This is a genomic window from Adlercreutzia muris, from assembly GCF_008831045.1.
Lineage (GTDB): Bacteria > Actinomycetota > Coriobacteriia > Coriobacteriales > Eggerthellaceae > Adlercreutzia > Adlercreutzia muris.
The window spans coordinates 26,027-45,049 of the sequence record NZ_WAJS01000007.1 but is presented as its reverse complement, the minus strand read 5'-3'; the positions used below and the strand labels follow the sequence as shown (position 1 = coordinate 45,049).

Annotated in this window: 10 protein-coding genes; 8 read left to right on the top strand and 2 right to left on the bottom strand. The window is 68.0% G+C overall.

Going from position 1 to position 19,023, the window contains the following annotated elements; all coding sequences use genetic code 11:
- Positions 1 to 333: 333 nt before the first annotated feature.
- Both F8D48_RS03295 and F8D48_RS03290 read right to left on the bottom strand, forming a co-directional pair.
- The gene (locus tag F8D48_RS03295) at positions 334 to 5,079 is read right to left on the bottom strand and encodes a DUF11 domain-containing protein (protein WP_151429946.1); all 4,746 of its coding nucleotides are present in this window, start codon (positions 5,077 to 5,079) and stop codon (positions 334 to 336) included.
- Between the two features lie 69 nt (positions 5,080 to 5,148).
- Positions 5,149 to 10,251, bottom strand: a complete 5,103-nt coding sequence (locus F8D48_RS03290; RefSeq protein ID WP_151429945.1) for a DUF11 domain-containing protein — start codon at positions 10,249 to 10,251, stop codon at positions 5,149 to 5,151.
- A 511-nt stretch (positions 10,252 to 10,762) separates the two neighbouring features.
- On the opposite strand from F8D48_RS03290, the gene F8D48_RS03285 reads away from it, so the two are divergent.
- The 8 genes from F8D48_RS03285 (at position 10,763) to ribF (ending at position 18,960) form a co-directional block, all read left to right on the top strand.
- The gene (locus F8D48_RS03285; RefSeq protein WP_135971719.1) at positions 10,763 to 11,233 is read left to right on the top strand and encodes a ribosome maturation factor RimP; all 471 of its coding nucleotides are present in this window, start codon (positions 10,763 to 10,765) and stop codon (positions 11,231 to 11,233) included.
- A 19-nt stretch (positions 11,234 to 11,252) separates the two neighbouring features.
- Positions 11,253 to 12,455, top strand: coding sequence for a transcription termination factor NusA (gene nusA / locus F8D48_RS03280; protein ID WP_151429944.1), 1,203 nt, complete (start codon positions 11,253 to 11,255; stop codon positions 12,453 to 12,455).
- A 27-nt stretch (positions 12,456 to 12,482) separates the two neighbouring features.
- On the top strand, positions 12,483 to 12,773 hold the full coding sequence (rnpM, locus tag F8D48_RS03275; RefSeq protein WP_136432924.1) for an RNase P modulator RnpM: 291 nt from the start codon (positions 12,483 to 12,485) through the stop codon (positions 12,771 to 12,773).
- A gap of 3 nt (positions 12,774 to 12,776) precedes the next feature.
- Positions 12,777 to 15,521 (top strand): translation initiation factor IF-2, encoded by a 2,745-nt coding sequence (infB, locus tag F8D48_RS03270; protein ID WP_151429943.1) that lies wholly within the window; start codon positions 12,777 to 12,779, stop codon positions 15,519 to 15,521.
- Positions 15,522 to 15,625: 104 nt separating this feature from the next.
- Positions 15,626 to 16,015 (top strand): 30S ribosome-binding factor RbfA, encoded by a 390-nt coding sequence (gene rbfA / locus F8D48_RS03265; protein WP_151429942.1) that lies wholly within the window; start codon positions 15,626 to 15,628, stop codon positions 16,013 to 16,015.
- 4 nt (positions 16,016 to 16,019) lie between these two features.
- The gene (locus tag F8D48_RS03260) at positions 16,020 to 17,033 is read left to right on the top strand and encodes a DHH family phosphoesterase (protein ID WP_151429941.1); all 1,014 of its coding nucleotides are present in this window, start codon (positions 16,020 to 16,022) and stop codon (positions 17,031 to 17,033) included.
- A complete protein-coding gene (gene truB, locus F8D48_RS03255; RefSeq protein ID WP_151429940.1) occupies positions 17,034 to 18,053 on the top strand; it encodes a tRNA pseudouridine(55) synthase TruB in 1,020 nt (339 codons plus the stop codon).
- Positions 18,034 to 18,960 carry a riboflavin biosynthesis protein RibF gene (gene ribF / locus F8D48_RS03250; RefSeq protein ID WP_151429939.1) on the top strand — a complete coding sequence of 309 codons (927 nt, stop codon included), beginning with the start codon at positions 18,034 to 18,036 and terminating at the stop codon, positions 18,958 to 18,960. Before truB ends, ribF begins: the two co-directional genes overlap by 20 nt.
- The last annotated feature ends 63 nt before the right edge of the window (positions 18,961 to 19,023 follow it).

Sequence of the window (19,023 nt, the reverse complement as noted above, 5' to 3'; positions counted from 1 at the left end):
TGGGTAGACTTTAAGGCGTCACGGTGATATAACCCTATGTCAATAGATCAGTGTTGTGCATGTGCATATTATGTGTTCCTATCTTGAAACGTGCGTTATGAAATTGTCTCTGCACGCGGGTCCCATCGTGCTACAGGGCACAGGATGGAAGCCGCCCGAAGCGGCTCTCGGAATATGCTTCAACGGCAGTTGCGGCGGAGGGCCGGCAAAAGAACGAAGCCGCCCGGAGGCGGCTTCGCGGCGGTGCGGGACGGATGTCCGACTTGCCAGAGCAAACGGCCCGGGGCGCCGGGATGCGCGGCGCCCCGGGCCGGCGCCGGGTGGGGCCGGGACTTAGCGGTTGCGGCGCAGGCGCCGGCGGGCGAGGAGGGCGATGCCCGCCGCGAGGGCCGCCCCGGCCCCGAGGGCGAACCCGGCCGCCAGGTCGTCGCCGGTCTGGGCGAGGCGCTTGAGGCGGATGGTGGTGCCCTCGTCGGGCGTCGCCCCGTTCTCGGCCGGGATCACGCCGCCCTTCTCATTGGTGCCGGGGGCGTAGGCGGTGGGGCTTACCACGCGCTCGCTCTCGCGCTCGAAGGACGACCAGCCCGCCGGCGGGTCGAAGGGCTGCCCCGCCTCGGGGTGCGTCCCGTCCGGATCCCAGGCTGAGGGCGGTACGCCCAGGGCCTGGGCCGTGTTGCCGATGTCGGCCCCCAGGGCCTTTTCGGTCACCAGCGCGTCGAAGACGAGCGTGACCGCCTGCCCGCCGTAGAGGTGCCCCGCGGCCACGGCCAGGATGCGGGTCTTGTCGTCGTAGGCCTCGTCGGAAACGGGGACGACCGTGCCGTCGGCCAGAGTCATCTGGATGCTCTCGCTCACCGGCTCTAAGCCCGCGGGCACGTCGTCGCGGATGACGGCGTCCATCCAGCTGGTGGCCGGGCCGTCGTTTTTGAGCGTCACGGTGTAGCGCACGATGTCGCCCACATAGGTTTTCCCGTCGCTGCGGGTGGTATTCTCGGCCTCCTTGGCCAGGGTGATGTCGCCTTCGGCGGGATCGGTGCCCACGAGGACGGGCGGCTCTACCGGCTCAGTGCCCTCCGTCGGCTCCCCGGCCGGGGGTGTGGTCGGCTTTCCCGGATCGGGATTGGCGGGCACGCTGTCGGGCCCGATCGAGGGCACGGTGCCATGGGCGAAGGCCACGTTGGCATTGTCGGCGCCCAGGGCGTCGGCACCGACGGTCACCTCGAAGGTGAGCCGTGCCTCCTCGCCGCCCCACAGATCGCCCGCGGCCACCGCGATGGTGCGGGATGCCCTGTCGTAGGCGCTGTCGTCCACGGCGATCTCGCGGCCGTCGGACAGGACGAGCTTGAGCGACTTCGCCACCGGCTCCATGCCCGCCGGCAGCGGGTCGGCGATGACGGCGTTCAGCAGGCAGCTGTGGGCGGCGCCGGTGTTCTTGAGAGACACGGTGTAGCGCAGCACGTCGCCGGGCTTCGTCACCTTGGCTCCGGGGTTCGCGACGTTCTCCACCGTCTTGGACAGCGTGGTGGAGGGGTCGGACGGCGCCACCGTGGCCGGTCCGGCCGGCAGCGCCGGATCGGAGGGACCGGGGTTCTCGGGCAGCTCCTGGCTCGGCTTGTCCGGGTCGGGGCGCGTGCCTGTGGCGCTGGCGATGTTCGCGAGGTCAGAGGCGATGTCGCGCCCGGCAGCATCGGTTCTGACGGTGCACTCGAAGGTGAGGGTCGCCTCGCCTTCGCCGTAGACCGCGCCGACGGGTACCGTAAGAGTGCGCTTGCCGTCCGCCCCGGCGGCTTCCAGCTTGTACTCGCCGAGCTTCGGGGCGCCGGTGGCGCTCGCGAGCTCCTTGTTGAAGCCCTGCGAGGGATTGGTCAGGTGCACGGTGCCCCCGTCCAATTCCAGGCAGCTCGGCAGGGGATCGACCAGCACCACGTCGTTCCAGGCAGAGCCCACGGCGCTGTTCGCGGCCTTCACGACGTAGCGGATGCGGTCGCCGGGCTGGGTGGGACCGTCTGGGTGCGTGAGATTCTTGGCGGTCTTGGCCAGCTGGGGCTCCGGCGCGATTTTCGGGTTCGGCTTCACGGTCACGTCGAACTCGAACACGGTGCCGGTGTAGGCGCCGTTGGGGGCCTGGCTTACCGTGAGCTTCGTGTTGCCGATGGCCTCGGGATCGACGACCAGGGTGATCTTCCCATCGGCATCGCGCACGGGGTTGCCCTCGTCGTCCCGCACGACATCGGCGGTGATGATGCGCCCGTCCTCAGTGGTCACGGTGATGGGGCCGGAAGAGGGGGTATCCAGCTTCAGGGTCACGCGGCCGGGGTTCGGCTCGTCCTCGCCGTGCTCCTGGTAGATAGCCTCGATGGTGCCGGTGTACACGGTGGTGCTCGGCTTGGAGGGGTCGGCGGGCTTCGGGTCGGGATTCACCTCGATCTCGGTACCGGCGGGGTTGGAGGGATCGTCGGGGGTGATCGACGGCTTCGGGTCGATGGGGTTGATGGCCACAGTATCGCTCGGGGCGCTCTCCGGGTCGTCAGCGGGGTTCACGCTCTCCCGGTAGTTGGCCGGGGCCGTGTCGCCGCTCTTCGGCGGCAGGTACTGCACCGACACCTCGTGCTTGCCGTCGCCGGTGGCGTCCGGTACGAGGAAGTCGGCGTCGGAGGGCTTGAACACGTAGGTGAAATCGGTGTAATGGCCCGTGGTGTCGTCGCCCTTGCGCTCGGCGTTCTTCTTGCCGGCCTCGGTGGCGGCCCGGGTGGTGACGGGTTTGTCCTCGAAGAGGATCTCGATGGGCTCTCCCACAGCCTCGCCGTCCACGAACAGCTGCACGTAGCCCTCCGGTGCGGCGCAGGTGGGCTTGGTGGCCACGCCGACCGGGTCGGTCTTGGCGCGGCTGATGCGGGCGTTTACCTGAAGCTCCTTGTCGGAGTCGTGGTGCTCTTCGCCGGGGGCCGAGTCTTCCACCCATTGGGCCTCAACGAGGGCCACGGCGGAGTTCGTGGGCTCGATGACGCACCAGCCCGTGGCGCGGTGGCCCCAGTAGCTCTCCTTGAAGCCCTCGGTGTTCGAGAATTCCGTGGAGGTCATGGTGAACTTCATGATGCCCGCGTCCGTGGGCATGTCCTTGTCGCTGTCCACTTCGGGTCCGATGGCCTGGGGCTCCGTGTCGCCGCCGGGCAGGCGGTCGAACAGCTGGTACTTGTAGGTGACGGCGTCGCCGTTGGTGAGCTCGCGGTAGATCGGCTCGCCCGTGTCCGGGTCCTTGCCGATCTCCTCCAGGGTGGGCAGCGTGTGGGTGGCACTGATGGTGTAGGCCTCGAACTCCGTGCCGTCGTAGTACTTTCTCAACTTGTCCAGGTACTCCGGGGGCAACTCGAAGTCGGCGTAGCGGCGCAGCTTGCCGTCGGTGCCGGTTCCGGGCGGCCGGAAGAGGGGGAGAGGAGTGATCTCGGTGGGCTTGCCGTTCTCGTCCAGCTTGTCGGTATTCAGGTAGGTGAAGTCGACGGTGATCTCGCTGTTTTGGATGACCTGCTCGGGCAGCCACAGGTACAGGTGTCCCTTGTCGAACTCGGCCGGGGCGCCGTAGTCGTACTCTTTGCCGTCTACCTTCAGCTGCCAATCGGTGAGCGCGTAGGTTTCGGCGCCCACATCGCTCGTGAGGTCGATCTCCACCATCTTGATGGGTTCGCCCTGGTCGTTGGTGGCGGTGCCGTCGAAGATGAAGGAGCCCGCCCCCAGGCTGTTGCCGATAGAGCCGCCGGTTATGGTCACCTTGGCGCCCGGCGCTCCGATGTCGGCGGGCTTGTAGGCGCGGCCTCCGGTGGGCAACAGCGTGCCGCCCGTGAGGATAATCTCGTATTCTGAGCTGTTGCCGCCGTCGCAGCCGGTGCCGAAGCCGCGGCCGTGGTCGCCGCCATTCGAGATGACGTAGCCCCCGTTGATACGGATGTTCCCGGTCTTCGCTTGCACGGGGCCGCCTCCGATGCCGGGGCCGTGGTAGGCGCCCTGTGCGGCAACGCGGCCTCCGTTAATGGTGATCCACTCGTCGGGACCGGTGCCGTCGGCGCCTTCCGGGCCGGCCGACCCTATGCCCGCCGCCCAGTCGTGGGTGCCCGAACCCGATCGGTCGTTGCGGCCTCCGATGGCGGTGATGATGCCGCCGTTGATGGTGATGTTGCCGCCTGCTTCGCCATAGGGCGAGCCGATGGCCGCCCCCATGCCGTTGCCGACGTGCTCGGCGTGCAGCTCGCCGGGATTGGCGCCGTCCATCTTCGTGAGCGGATCGCCCACCTGCACCTCCGTGCCGTTCTCAAGATGATAGGGCTCGAGGGCAGCGGGGTCGTCGGGGTCGAGATCGGGATTCTTCGGCATGAGGCCGTCGACGGGAGTTATGAGCGTGCCCTTGTCCGTGCGATTGGCCACGGCGTCATCGATGGAGAGGGACGATCCAGTGCCGCAATGAAGCACGGCGCGATTGTCGGTGGTGGCATCGCCGCTGGGATAATTGGCCTGGAAGATGTTTTTCGTTCCGTCGGCGAGCACCAGAGAGCAGGAGGCTCCTGTTTCCAAGTCGAGGGGCGCCTTCCCCAGAATGCCGATGCCGGCCAAGGTGATGTGCGCGTCACGTTCGGCAGGGATAAGGATGCCCACCGCTGATTTCGCCGCCGGCCAGCCCTGGGCGTCGGCGATCTGGTCGGAGTTTCGGATGGCGAAGTGCTTATCCGTGTTAACGGTGAGGGTCTTCGCTGCCTCGTCGTAGGCGAAGTCGCCGGCGGTCACCGTGTCGCCGTCCACTCCCCAGATGGTGAAGTCGGCGATGGTGAACGAACCGGCTCCTGGAGCGACCGCCGCTTGCGCTGTCGCGTCGAGCGGGAAAGCCGTAGGTCCTTCTTCAGAGGCGATGACTGCGGTGCCTTCTCCGCCGGTTGCGAAGGCGGTGGTGGCATCGGCCAGGGAGATTGCTGCCGCGGAGGCGGCTTCGCCAGCCCTGGCCTCGGCGGCCAGGGCGCCCGTGGGAAGCATGAGGCCGCAGGCGAGCACGGCAGCCAGGGCCGCTCGCAGGGGTCTTAGGGCTCTTCTCGTCATGGTGCATCTCCTTGGTATGTCGAGGGGCTCCCGCCGGTTGGGGGAATGGCAGAAGCCCCGAGGGGTCGTTTAGCGGGCGCGGCGCAGGCGTCGGCGGGCGAGGAGGAGGGCGGTGCCCGCCGCGAGGGCCGCCCCGGCCCCCAGGGCGAAGCCGGCCGCCAGCTCGTCGCCGGTCTGGGCGAGGCGCTTGGCGCGGATGGTGGTGCCCTCGCCGGGCCCGCCCTCGGCCGGGATCACGCCGCCCTTCTCATTGGTGCCGGGCGGGTAGACGGCCGCGGACTCGACGCGCTCGCTCGCGCGGTCGAAGGCCTCCCAGTCCGCGGGCGGGTCGAAGGGCTCGCCGGCGGCGGGGAAGCCCCCGTCGGCGTCGGGGTCCCACTGGGAGGGCAGCGTGCCCAGGGCCTGGGCCACGTTGCCGATGTCGGCCCCCACGGCCTCCTCGGTGACGAGGGCGTCGAACGCGAGCGCGATCTCCTGGCCCCCGTAGAGGCGCCCGGCCGACACGGACAGCCGCCGCGTCTTCTCGTCGTAGGCCTCGTCGGAAACGGGGACGACCGTGCCGTCGGCCAGGGTCATCTGGATGCTCTCGCTCACCGGCTCCAGGCCGCGGGGCACGTCGTCGCGTATCACGGCGTCCATCCAGCCGGTGCCCGGGCCGTCGTTCGCAAGCACGATGCGGTAGCGCACGGTGTCGCCCACCCGGGTCTTGCCGTCGGCGCTCGTGGCGTTCTCGGCGGTCTTGGCCACCCTCACGTCGCCGTCGGCCGGGTCGTTGGGGATGACTACGGGGGGCTCTACCGGCGGGTTCTCTGCTTGTGCGGGATCGTCAGGTTTGGGTGCGGGTGCGGGTGCGCCCGGCGTTTCATCGCTCACGTCCACATCGGGCGTCTGGGATGGCACGGTGCCCGTGAGAGCGGCCACGTTGGCAATGTCGGCGCCCAGGGCCTCGTCGGTCACGGTGCACTCAAAGGTGAGGGTGGCCTCCTCGCCGCCCCAGAGGTTGCCGGCGAAGACGGCCACAGTGCGAGACGCGCTGTCGTAGAGGTCATCCGTCAGCTCGACGGGTTTATCGGCGCCGGGCAGCGTCAGCCGCCAGCTGTTGGGCACCGGCTCCAGGCCCGTGGGTAGCGGGTCGGAGATGACGGCGTTCACAAGGCAGCTGCCCGCATCTCCGGTGTTCTTCACGGTAATGGTGTAGCGAAGCACGTCGCCGAGACGCGTGACCTTGGCGTCGGGGCTCGTCGTGTTCTCCACGGCCTTGCTCAGGGCAAGAGCCCCCTCGGCCGGATCGGCCGGGGCCACGGTGTCGCCGCCCTCGGGCACGGCCGGCTTCGATTCCACAGGATCCACCGGCTGCTGGTCGCCCTTGGGGTCGGTGGGGTGGTCGCGGGTGCCCTCCGCCTCGGCGGTGTTGGCCAGGGGCGCTGCCGCCTCGTCGCGGCCGGTTATGCCCTGCTTGACCGTGCACTCGAAGGTGAGAACGGCGCTTGCGGCGCCCCAGACGGTGCCGGCGGGGGCGGTGAGAGTGCGCTTGCCGTCGACACCCGCTGTGCCGAGCCCGTACTCGCCGAGCTTGGGGGTGCCCGTGGCGGCGGAGAGCTTCTTGTTGAAGCCGTCGGCGGCATTCTTCAGGAACACGGTGTCCTCTACCAGATCGAGGCAGGCGGGCAGATCGTCGGTGACCACCACGTTGTTCCAAGCGGAGCCGGCGGCGCTGTTCGATGCGGTGACGGTGTAGCGGATGCGATCGCCGGGCTGGGTGGGGCCGTTCGGATGGGTGAGGTTCTCGGCCACCTTGGTCACGGCCGGGGCCGGGGCGATGGAGGGGTCAGCCTTCACGGTCACGTCGTACTCGAAGGTGGTGCCCGTGTAGGCACCGTTGGGCTCCTGCTTGATGACGAGCTCGGTCTTGCCCACGCCCTCGGGGTTCACCCGCACGGTGATATTGCCGTCGTCGTCGCGCACGGGGTTGCCGTTCTCGTCGGTCACGACCTCGGCCTCAACGATGGTGCCGTCGGCCGTGGTGACGGTGATGGCACCGGAAGAGGGCGTCTTGATCTTGATGTCCACGGCCCCGGGGTTCTCGTCGGCGCCGGGGGTGGGCTTCTCGTAGATAAGGTTCAGATTGCCATGATAGGTCTTGTCGCCGGGCTTGGCGGGGTCGGCGCCGGGCTTGTCGGCCTCGGGATTGTCGTAGTCGGTGTCCAGGGAGGGTTGCGACTTGTCTGGATCGGCATCGGGGTCGGCGGGCAGGTCCACCGTGGGGTTCGGGTCGATGGGGTCGATGGCCACCTCGGCCTTGGGGGCGTCCTCGGGGTTGTCGGCGGGGTTCACGCTCTCCAGGTAGTTGGCCGGGGCCGTGCTGCCCAGATCGGCCACGTCCTCGTGGTCGGGGGGGAGGTACTGCACCGATACCACGTGCTTGCCGTCGGTGGTGGCATCGGGTACGAGGAAGTCGGCGTCGGAGGGCTTGAAGGTGTAGGTGAAGTCGGTATAGGAGCCGCCCTTGCCGTTGTCGACGCGGCGGGCATTGGGGGCAGGCTTGTCGCCATCGGCGTCGCCGCTGTCGGCTCCGTCGCCGGCTGCCAGGGTCGCCACGGCGCTCGTCAGGGCCGCGCGGGTGGTCGGGGCGGCAGCCTCGGGGAAGACGATCTCGATGGGGTCGCCTACCTTGTTGCCGTCCATGTACAGCTGCACATAGCCCTCAGGGGCCTTGCACGTGGGTTGGGTGGGTTTGCCGTCGGGCTGGGTGTCGGCGCGATCGATGGTGGCATGCAGGGCCAGCTCCAGATCGGAGTTGTGGTGCTCGGTGCCGGGGGCCTTGTCGTCGACCCACTCGGCGTTGATGAGGGACACCTTCGAGCCGATGGGCATGATGTCGCACCAGCCGATGGCACGATGCCCCCAGTAGCTTTCGCGGAAGCCGGCCAGGGCGGGGTCGTCGGAATTGGAATACTGGGTGGAGATCATCGTGAACTTCATGGTGCCCACATCCGAGGGCATGTCGTTGCCGGTGCTCACCTCCGGGCCGATGGCCTGGGAGCTCTCGTCGCCCTCGAAGGCGGGGCGCTTGGTGAAGCGCTGGTACTTGTAGGAGACGGCGCTCTTCATGTTCAGCACCTTCGGGAGCTCCTCGTCGGTGGTGATCCAGTTGTCCTTATCGTCCAGGTCGTAGGCGGCGAAGGGGGTGCCGTCATAGTACTTCGTCAGCTTGTCGGTGTACTGGGCGGGCAGCTCGAAGTCGACGTAGCGCTTCAGGATGTCGCCCTCGCCGGGGTTGCGGAACAGGGGGTTTACTTTCTGCACCTTGCCGTTCTCGTCCAGGTAGGACAAGGTGACCGACACCTGCTTCTCGGTGGCCGCGGGCGGCAGCCACAGGTACAGCTTGCCGTCGGTGAACTGGGCGGGCGCGCCGTACTCGTAGGGCTCGCCCGCCACGGTGAGCTCCCAGTCGATGATGGCGTTGTTGCCGTCGGTGATGGGTTTGCCGGCCTCGTCCTTCTTGATGACCTCGGCGGACAGGTCGATGGCGATCATGGACACGGCCGGATTGTCCGTGCGGTTGGTGTCCACAGGCCACACACCAAAGGCGGAGTCGTAGCTGTGGTCGCCGTTGATGAAGGCCTGGAACAGCTCCTTGCTGCCGTTGACATCGCCGATGCGCACGGAGCCGCCGATGACGCTGACGGCCCCGCCCTGGGCACCGATGGCCATGGAGACGCAGGAGGTGAGGGGCTTTGGATTGGTTTTATCAGCCTCTGCCCTGCTCGTGTCGGGGAGCACCGTGCCGCCGGCGATGACGATTTCGTGCCCCTCGTTCCAGGAGCAGCAACCCTGGCCGATGGCGTTGCCGTGCTTGTCGGAGTGGGGCTTCAGCACGCCGCCGTTGATGTAGATGTCGCCGGCCCAGGTTTTGCTTTCGGGGGCGACGGTGTCGGGGCTTCCCTGGCTCGTGTAGACGAGTTTGTTGGGCAGGGTGTCCTCGAAATGGTAGGCCCCCGACTTGGCGCATACGGCCCATCCGCCACCGCCGATGGAGGCGCCGTGGTAGGAGGTCCAGCTCTCGATGACGCCGCCGTTGAAGGTCATGGTGCCGCCGCTTCCGCAGCTGCCGCCGCCGATGGAGGCGGTGTAGGCGCTGCCGTTGCCGGCTCCGCGGGCATGGGTGGTGATGATGCCGCCGTTGAAGGTCATATCGCCGGCATCCTCGTACTGCACGCTGCCGATGGCGGCTTCCAGGGTATTGCCCGTCACGGTGAGCTTGCCCGTGGTGAGGGAGCCGTCGGGGTTGCGGTTGGCGTTCTCGAGCAGGGACAGGCGGTCGTCGCCATCTTCGGTGCCGGCGGTGCGGGTCACGCCGTCGTTGCCGATGAAGGTGGTGCCGGCGGGAATCTTGCCCGGATAGTTGGCGGGCTCCATCTTGATGGGCTCGCCGGCAGTGGTGACGTTGGGGATGTGGTCGTCGATGACCAGTTCGGTGCCCTCGCCGCAGTGGATGCCCGCGCCGCGCTGACCATCGGTGGCCGTAATGGTGTTGTCGGAATTCTCGGCAAGGGTGATATGAAGCCGCGTCTTGGGCTCGGCAGTGGTGCCGTCGTCGTTGCGGTTGCGCTCGATGTGCACGGGGATGGGAGAGTCGATGTTCACGTTGTCCAACGTGATGTTCGCCTGCACGCCCGGGTTCACCCAGATGGTGACGTTCTGCGTGGCGGTAGGGAAGCCGTCGGTGGTCAGGGTGAGTTCGGCTGTTCCCTTGATGACGAGTTTGTGCAGCTTGTCGGAACGGGTTCCCGAACCCTCGAAGGCGTGCCTGACGTAGTCCACTTCCTCGAACTCGAAGTCGACGCCGGGAGTGCCGCCGGTGACGGTGATACCGAACTGGTGGCGATCGGTCGAGTCGGCTGTCGGGGCCGCATCAGCGGCGGGAAGGGCGCTCGCGGGGGTGGCGAGAGCGGGGGAGGGGGAGCCGTCGGCCGCGGCCGACGGGTCGTCCGGGCTCCCGTCGGGGACGATGGCCTCGCGGGGAGCCTCGGAGAATTCAGTTACCGCGTCATGGGGGGTCTCGCTGTTCTCGCTGCCCGCGGCCAGGGCCGCCGTGGGCATCATCAGACCCCAGGCAAGCACGGCCGCGAGGGCTCCTCGCAGCAAACGCCCCTTCGGATTCGCCTTCATGTTCTGCTCCTTCTCTCGGTGAGCACAGCCCCGCCCGCACTTGGATACACGAAGCGTTGCCGATCTGTCAGCATACTGTGGCCGAGTGTACACCTTCGGCCACCTCATCGCAAGAAAAAGCCGTCATCCCAAGAGGAGCGGCCTCCCTGCCAAGGGCGGGACGGCTCCGCTACTATATATAGTATTGCGCCCGCGGCCAGCTGCCACGGTGGCGCCCGGTCTCGGGACGTCCCTCCGCGCTGCGCCGTCCGCTGCGCTCGCGGCCGCCGCTCTGCCACCTTCCGCCTTGCACCCGCTGGCGGCAGTTTTGGGCCTTGGATGGGGAAATTGCGGGCGATACTGGCCAAGGTTGGCCCGGTGTGGTATAAACAATGCACACTGCGCAAAGAGCCGCGCAGACATACTTTCGCGTTCGAGAAAGTGGGCATGTCCCGCTTTCTTTTGTTGTTAGGCCCCAAACGGCCGGCGCGGAAGCCGACAGCAGAGGCAACGGAAGGCGAAAGGAGGCCCCATGCTGACCGGTAAGGAGCAGATGCTCTTGGATGCCATGGAGCCGCGCGCTGCCTCCGAGGGCGTCGAGATCGTCACCGTGGAGATCGTGGGGTCGAAGAAGGCCCCCACCATCCGCGTGTACATCGACGCGGAGGGCGGCGTGAGTTTCGACGAGCTGGCCCGCACCCAGTCGTGGATCGGCGATCTCATGGACGAGCTGGACCCGTTTCCCGGCGCCTACATGCTGGAGGTGTCCTCCCCGGGCATCGACCGGCCCCTGCGCACGGCCGAGCACTTCAACCGCTTTGCGGGGCAGACCGCCAACGTGAAGACCCGCGGGCCCATCGAGGGGCGCAGCTCGTTCACCGGCGAGCTGGCCGGCTTCTCCGACGGGGCCGTGCGCCTCATCGTGGAGGGCGAGACCGTGGCCATTCCGCACGACCAGATCAAACGAGCCCGGCTCAAGGGCTCCGTTGATTTCAGCTCTTAGGGAAAGGAAGACAGAGAAAGTGGCAAGTTCAGAGTTGATCGAGGCATTGCAGGCGCTGGCCCATGAGCGCAAGATCGACGAGTTCTACCTCATCGAGCGCTTGGAGCAGTCGCTCGCCAAGAGCTACGAGCGCATTCTCGACCTGGAGTGGGACGCGCGCGTGACCATCGACCGCCAGACCGGCAAGATCTACGTCTACGAGCTCGTGCCCGTGGGCGAGCCCGATGAGGAGACCGGCGAGTACAGCGAGTTCGAGGAGCGCGACGTGACCCCGGCCGATGTGAGCCGCATCGCCGCCCAGAACGCCAAGGGCGTCATCTCGTCGCTGGTGCGCGAGGCGGGTCGCCAGTCCATCTACGACGAGTTCCGCAACCGCGTGGGCGATCTGGTGACCGGCACCGTGCTGCAGGGCACGCCGGACTTCACCATCATCAAGATCCGCGATGGCGTGGAGGCCGAGCTGCCCCACTACGACGCCAAGCGCAACCCCGGCGAGCGCAACGAGCGCCCGGCCAACGAGCACTACCGCCACAACCAGCGCCTGAAGGTGCTCATCATCGAGGTGCGCGATCCCAACGCCGACAGCCCCCGCGCCCGCGGCGAGCAGGCGCGCCCGTCCATCGTGGTCTCCCGCACCCACCCCGACCTCATCCGCCGCCTCTTCGAGATCGAGGTGCCCGAGATCTACGAGGGCGTCGTGGAAGTGAAGTCGGTGGCCCGCGAGCCCGGCGCCCGTTCCAAGGTGGCCGTGTTCTCGCGCGAGGCGAACCTGGATCCGGTGGGCGCCTGCGTGGGCCCGAAGGGCTCCCGCGTGCGCATGGTGGTGGAAGAGCTGCGCAACGAGCGCGTCGACGTCATCCAGTGGAGCCCCGACGCGGCTGTGTACGTGGCCAATGCGCTGTCTCCGGCGAAGGTGAACCATGTCACCATCGACGAGGATAACAACTACGCCACGGTCGTCGTTCCCGACGACCAGCTGTCCCTGGCCATTGGCAAGGAGGGTCAGAACGCGCGTCTGGCCGCCCGCCTCACCGGCTGGCACATCGACATCAAGCCGGTAAGCTACCAGGGAAGCTCCCTTGTCAGCGACGAGCTCATCGACGAGGTGGAGGAAGACGACGACTTCTGCATCTTCGTCGGCGAGGACGGCGCGCGCTGCCGCAACCATGCCCGTCCGGGCAGCCAGTACTGCGGCGTGCATGCCGACGAGGAAGCCGAGTAGGACGAGGAAGCGGGAAGAATCGCACCGATGCCCATTCAGACGAACAAGCGCCAGCGCACCTGCATCGCCTGCGGGGCCACCCAGCAGAAGGGGGCCTTTCACCGCATCGTGCGCACGGCCGAGGGCGCAGCGGCCTTCGATCCGACGGGCCGTGCGGCCGGTCGGGGCGCCTACGTCTGCACGGGAGCCTGCCTTGCGGCGGCAAAGAAGACCAGGAAACTTGAGCGCGCCCTGCGCTGCAAGGTGACCGACCAAGATTACGAGCGGCTCGCTCGCGAGATAGCTCTCGTCGAGGCACCGGGAAGAAACGAGGAGTGATATATGGCCAGCATGCGAGTACATGAGTTGGCGAAAGAATTCGATATGTCGAGCGGGGATCTGCTCGACCGCCTGAAAGAGATGAAGATCCCGGCGAAGTCCCACGCGAGCATGCTCAACGAGGCCTACGTCGATAAGATCCGCAAGAACCTCGAGCCGGAGATCCGCGCCCGCGCCGGCGCCCTGGCGGCTGAGGAGGAGGCGGCGCTGGCGGCCGAGAAGGAAGAGGCCGAGCGCCAGCGCGCCGAGGAGGAGGCCGCCCGCAAGGCCGCTCGCGAGAAGGAGCTCGCCGAGCGCGAGGCCGCCCGCGCCCAGCGCGAGAGCGCCCGGGCCGATGAGCCGGCGCGCGAGGGAGAGGGCCGCACTGTGCGCAAGGCGCCGGTGACGAACTCGTCCTTCGCGAGCCTCGAGCAGCAGATCGCCTCCGAGAAGGAGCGCGTGGAGCGCGAGCGCGAGGAGGCCCGCGCCCGGGCCCGGGCCGAGAAGGCCGCCGCCGAGGTGGCCAAGAAGCGCGCCGTGGAGGAGGCACTTCGCCGCGGCCACAAGAAGTCCGCCAAGGCCGCCGCGCCCGAGGCTCCCAAGCACGCTCCGGCCCCGGCACCCGCGCCGACGGTCCGCAAGGCCAACTTCGACTCGCTGCTGTCGCAGATCGAGGCCGAGAAGCAGCGCATGGAGGCCCAGAAGAGCGCCGAGGCCGAGGCCCGTCGCTCTGGCCGCGGTGCCGGCAAGAAGGGCAAGAAGGGCTCGGGGCATCAGGTGGTGCCCGAGCTGGAGGCCCAGCAGGCCGCGCCCGAGGACCGCTACGCCCAGATGGCCGTCCAGGCTGAGAAGCTCCAGCGCGACAAGGTGCTCGCCGAGGCTCGCGCCGCCGTGGCCGCCGCCACTACCCACGAGGGGGAGGGGCGCCGCAAGAAGCGCAAGGAGAAGCGCGAGGCCGAGGCCCGCGAGCGCGCCGAGGCCGAGGCCATCGAGCGGGGCCTGGACCCGACGCTGGTGCTGGACGACTCCGTGGTAGAGATTCCCCAGGGCGCGACCGTGGCCAAGTTCGCCGAGCTTCTGGGCGTGCAGCCCAACGACGTCATCAAGCGCCTGTTCATGCTGGGCCAGGTGCTCACGCTCACCCAGTCCATGAACGACGAGACCATGGAGCTCATCGCCGACGACATGGGCCGCAAGGTGCGCGTCGTGTCGCCGGAGGAGGAGTACGCCGTGGTGTACAACGACTCCGAGGCCGACCTGAAGCCGCGCCCGCCGGTGGTCACCGTCATGGGACACGTCGACCACGGCAAGACCTCGCTGCTGGACGCCATCCGCGACACCGGCGTGGTGGCCAGCGAGGCCGGCGGCATCACCCAGCACATCGGCGCTTCCGTGGTGAACATCGGCGACCGCCAGATCACCTTCATCGACACCCCGGGCCATGAGGCCTTTACCGCCATGCGCGCCCGCGGCGCCCAGGTCACCGACGTCATCGTGCTCGTCGTGGCCGCCGACGACGGCGTGATGCCGCAGACCATCGAGGCCATCAACCACGCCAAGGCCGCCGAGGTGCCCATCGTGGTGGCCGTGAACAAGATCGACAAGCCCGGCGCCAACCCCGACCGCGTGCGCCAGGAGCTCACCGAGTACGGCGTCATCCCCGAGGAGTGGGGCGGCTCCAACATGTTCGTGGAGGTGTCGGCCAAGAAGAAGCTGCACATCGACGATTTGCTGGAGACCATCATCCTCCAGGCCGACGTGCTGGAGTTGAAGGCCAACCCCGACGCGGAGGCCTCCGGCTTCGTCATCGAGGCGAATCTGGACAAGGGCCGCGGTCCTGTGGCCACGGTGCTCATCCAGCGCGGCACCCTGCACACGGGAGATGTGGTAGTGGCCGGCACGAGCTACGGCCGCGTGCGCGCTTTGGTGAACCCCCGCGGCGAGCACGTGGGCGAGGCCTGCCCCGCCGACCCGGTGGAGATCTTGGGCCTGAACTCGGTGCCCACCGCCGGCGACGAGTTCCGTGTGTTCGAGGACGAGCGCGATGCCCGCAAGCTGGCCGAGGAGCGTGCCCTGCGCGCCCGCCTGGCCGCCCAGGAGACCAAGAGCCACATGAGCCTGGACGACCTGTTCAGCCGCATCGAGGATGGCAAGACCACCGACCTGAACCTCATCGTGAAGGCCGACGTCCAAGGCTCCATCGAGGCTCTGCGCGACGCCTTCGACAAGATGGACCAGTCCGAGGTGCGCATCAACATCGTGCACTCGGCCGTGGGCGGCATCACCGAGACCGACGTCACCCTGGCCGCCGCCTCCGACGCCATCATCATCGGCTTCAACGTGCGCCCGACGGGCAAGTCCCGCGTCCAGGCCGAGAAGGAGAAAGTGGACATCCGCCTGTACCGCGTCATCTACCAGGCTATCGAGGACATCAACGCGGCCCGCGTGGGCCTGCTCTCGCCCGACATCGTGGAGGTGGACACCGGCATCGCCGAGGTCCGCGACACCTTCAAGGTGCCGAAGGTGGGCACCATCGCCGGCTGCTACATCATCGAGGGCGAGATCAACCGCGACGACAAGGTGCGCATCGTGCGCGACGGCACGGTCATCTTCGAGGGCCACATGGCCAGCTTGCGCCGCTTTAAGGACGACGTGAAGAGCGTGAAGCAAGGTTACGAGTGCGGTATCGGCATCGAGAAGTTCCAGGACCTCAAGGTGGGCGACACCATCGAGGGTTATCAGGCCAAGGAAGTCGAGCGCACCGAGTAGGCAAATCTTACAGTTCATTGCGGCTTTCCCGAGTCGACAAGGCTCGGGAAAGCCTTTGTCTATACTAGAACTATCTGTCCGCCACTACTTAAGGAGATGGCGTTATGAAACAGAGCGCTTCCAATCGCAAGGTGAACGAGCAGGCCCGCGAGGTGATCGCCTCCATTCTGCTGTTCGATGTGTCCGATCCGCGGCTGCATCTGGTGACCATTACCGGCTGCGAGGTGAGCTACGACCGCTCGGCCTGCAACGTGTACTACACCACCGATCCCGAGCGCTATGCCGACGTGCAGGCCGCCTTCGAGCAGGCCGCCGGGCATATCCGCTCGCTCATGGCCAAGAAGCTGTCCTGGCGCGTGGCGCCGGAGCTGCGCTTCCATCGCGACAAGTCGGTGGACCAGGCCGAGGCCATCGGCGCCGCCCTGGCCTCTGAGCGCGAGCACCAGCAGCAGCGCATCGTGGAGGAGACCATCGGCGAGGATCGGGAGTTCTAGACCGATGGCGGTAACTCCCCAGACCAACACCACCCTGGCCGCCATCGCCTGCGCCCTGCGAGAGCGGGACCATTTTGTGATCTGCGGCCATGTGAGCCCCGACGGCGACTGCCTCGGCTCGCAGCTGGCCCTGGCCGCCGCTCTGCGTCAGGCGGGCAAGCAGTGCGCCTGCGTGCTCGCCCGCGACGAGGAGCCGCCGCGCGACCTGGCCTTCCTGCCCGGCTTCGACGGGCTGGTGCCTGCTGCCCGCTACGAGGGCCCCTGCGAGGTGTTCGTGGCGGTGGACGTGCCCACGACCGAGCGCGTGGGCGATGCGGCGCGGCTGCAGGCGGCCGCCGATCTCACGGTGACGGTAGACCACCACGCGGTGCCCGAGGCCATGAGCGCGCTCAGCTACACCGACCCGGACGTCGCTTCCACGACTATGCTCGTCTGGGAGCTCGCGGCGGTTCTGGGCGCCGAGCGCGACCGCATCGTCGCCACCTGTTGCTACACCGGGCTCATGACCGACACGGGTCGCTTCCAGTATCAGAACGCCGACGCGGCCGCCTTCGCCGCTGCTGCCGAGATGGTGGCCGCCGGCGCCGAGCCCGCGGTCATCTCCCGCCGCATCTACCAGAGCCGCTCGCTCGCCTCTATCCTCTTGGAGGGGCGCAACGTGGACCACATGGCCCTCTCGGCCGACGGAGCGGCGGCCCTCTCATGGCTGTCCCAGGCCGACTTCGAGGCGTGCGGCGCGTGCAAGGCCGACGCCGAGCCCATGGTGGACGTGCTGCGGGCCATCGACGGTGTGGAAGTGGCCTGCATGCTGCGGGAGCAGCCCGACGGCGAGGTTCGCGGCAGCCTGCGGGCCAAAGGCGACGCCGATGTGGCCGCCATCGCCCGCGCCTTCGGCGGGGGAGGCCACACCGCCGCGGCCGGCTTCACGTTCGCCGGAACCCTCGTCCAGGCCGTCGATGCCCTGGCGGAGCGGCTCGGCATCGAATGCCCCGTGCGCCCCGGCGAAGGGGTGCACTAGATGGCCAAGCGCGGAACGACCGACCTGTCCCTCATGGTGGCCGTGGACAAGCCCTCGGGGCTTACGTCCCACGACGTGGTGAACCGCGTGCGCCGCATCTTCGGCGAGCACCGGGTGGGGCACACCGGCACCCTGGACCCGCTGGCCTCGGGCGTGCTTCCCGTGTGCATCGGGCCGGCCACGCGCCTGGACCACTACCTCGTGGGTCACGAGAAGTCCTACGTGGTGTCCATCGTCTTCGGCGCCGCTACCGATACCGACGATGCCGCCGGCGAGGTCATCCGCACCGGCGAGGTGCCCGAAGAGGTGTTCGACCCCTTCTTCGCTACCACCTTCGTGGCCAGCTTGGTAGGGAAGTCCAAGCAACTGCCCCCGGTGTACTCCGCCATCAAGGTAGGCGGCAAGAAGGCCTGCGACGAGGCACGCCGCGGCCGCATCATCGATCTGACGCCTCGCGACATCGAGGTGTTTACCGCCGAGCTGCTCGGCATCTGGGGGGCCGACGGCACCGAGGCGCCCCGCTGGGACGTGGCCTTCACCGTGTCGGCGGGCACCTATATCCGCTCGCTCGCCCGCGATGCGGGCAATGCCCTCGGCTGCCCGGCCCACGTGGGGGCCCTGCGCCGCACGGCCGTGGGGGCCATCGTCCTGGACGAGTGCGTGAGCTTGGAGACGCTGGAGGATATCGGCCTGCGGGCGGCCCTCGACCCGCTGCGGGCCCTCGGTTGCCGCTTCGCCTATGTGGGCGACGAGCTGGCCGCCAAGGTGCGCAACGGCAACGCTGTGGCCGCTGCCGGGCTCACGATCTGCGAGCGCCGCTGCGCCGATGCCGCTTCAGAGCTGTGCGCCTGCACGGCTGGGGTGCGCGAGAGCTGCGAGCCCTTGACCCGTGACGAGACCATCGCCTTGGTGTACGATAACCGGGTCATCGCCCTGTACGCATACGACGCCGATCGCCGCCGCCTGGCGCCGCGCTGCGTCTTTCCGATAGGAGTCATCCGTGGCCATAGTGATCTCTAGGAACGATCCTGCCTACGACGAGGCCTTCCTCGCCGGAGCCTCCGTGGCTTTCGGCGTGTTCGACGGCGTGCACGAGGGGCATCGCTTCATCATCGGCGAGGCCGTGGCCTCGGCGCGAGAGGAGGCGGCCCGAAGCGCCGTCATCACCTTCAACATCGATCCGGACGAGGTGTTCGCCCCCGGCGGGCTGAAGAAGCTCATGACCAACGAGGCCCGCATCGCCAAGCTCGCCGAGCTGGATGTGGATGCGGTGGTGCTGCTGCCGTTCTCCCGCGAGTTCGCGGCCCAGGCGCCGGCCGATTTTCTGGAAGCGTGCTTCGGGGGCGGCGCTCCCCGCCACATCCACATCGGCCACGATTTCCGTTTCGGAGACCGCGCCTCGGGCAACGTGGCCGATTTGCGGGCATGGGGTGCCGAGCGCAATATGGAGGTGCACGGCCACGACCTGGTGGCCGAGGGCGGCGAGCCGGTGACGGCCACGCGCATCCGCGGGGAGCTGGCACAGGGCCACGTGGCCGAGGCCGCCGAGCTTTTGGGCCGTCCCTACAGCGTGACCGGTATCGTGCGCCCGGGCCGGGGCGACGGCCGCGACTTCGGCTTCGCCACGGCGAATTTGGAGATCCCGCCGATGCTGAACGTCATCGGGCCGGGGGTCTACGGTTGCTACGCCATGGTGGAGGGCGCCCGCTACAAGGCCGCCGTGTCCACAGGCGTCCCCCCTATGTTCGCCGACCGCACCACCGCCAACATCGAAGTGCACATCCTCGATTTCGACCGGGATATCTACGGTCAGCCCATCGAGGTGGAATTCATCGAATGGCTGCGCCCCATGATCGATTTCCCCACGGTAGACGAGCTCATCGAAACCACCATGGGCAACATCGCCTGGGTGCGCGAGAATTTGTAACCCGTCGGCCGATCATCCCAGCTCCGAGGGGGGTGCCGTGCAACCCGTAGGGCAACGGCGCGG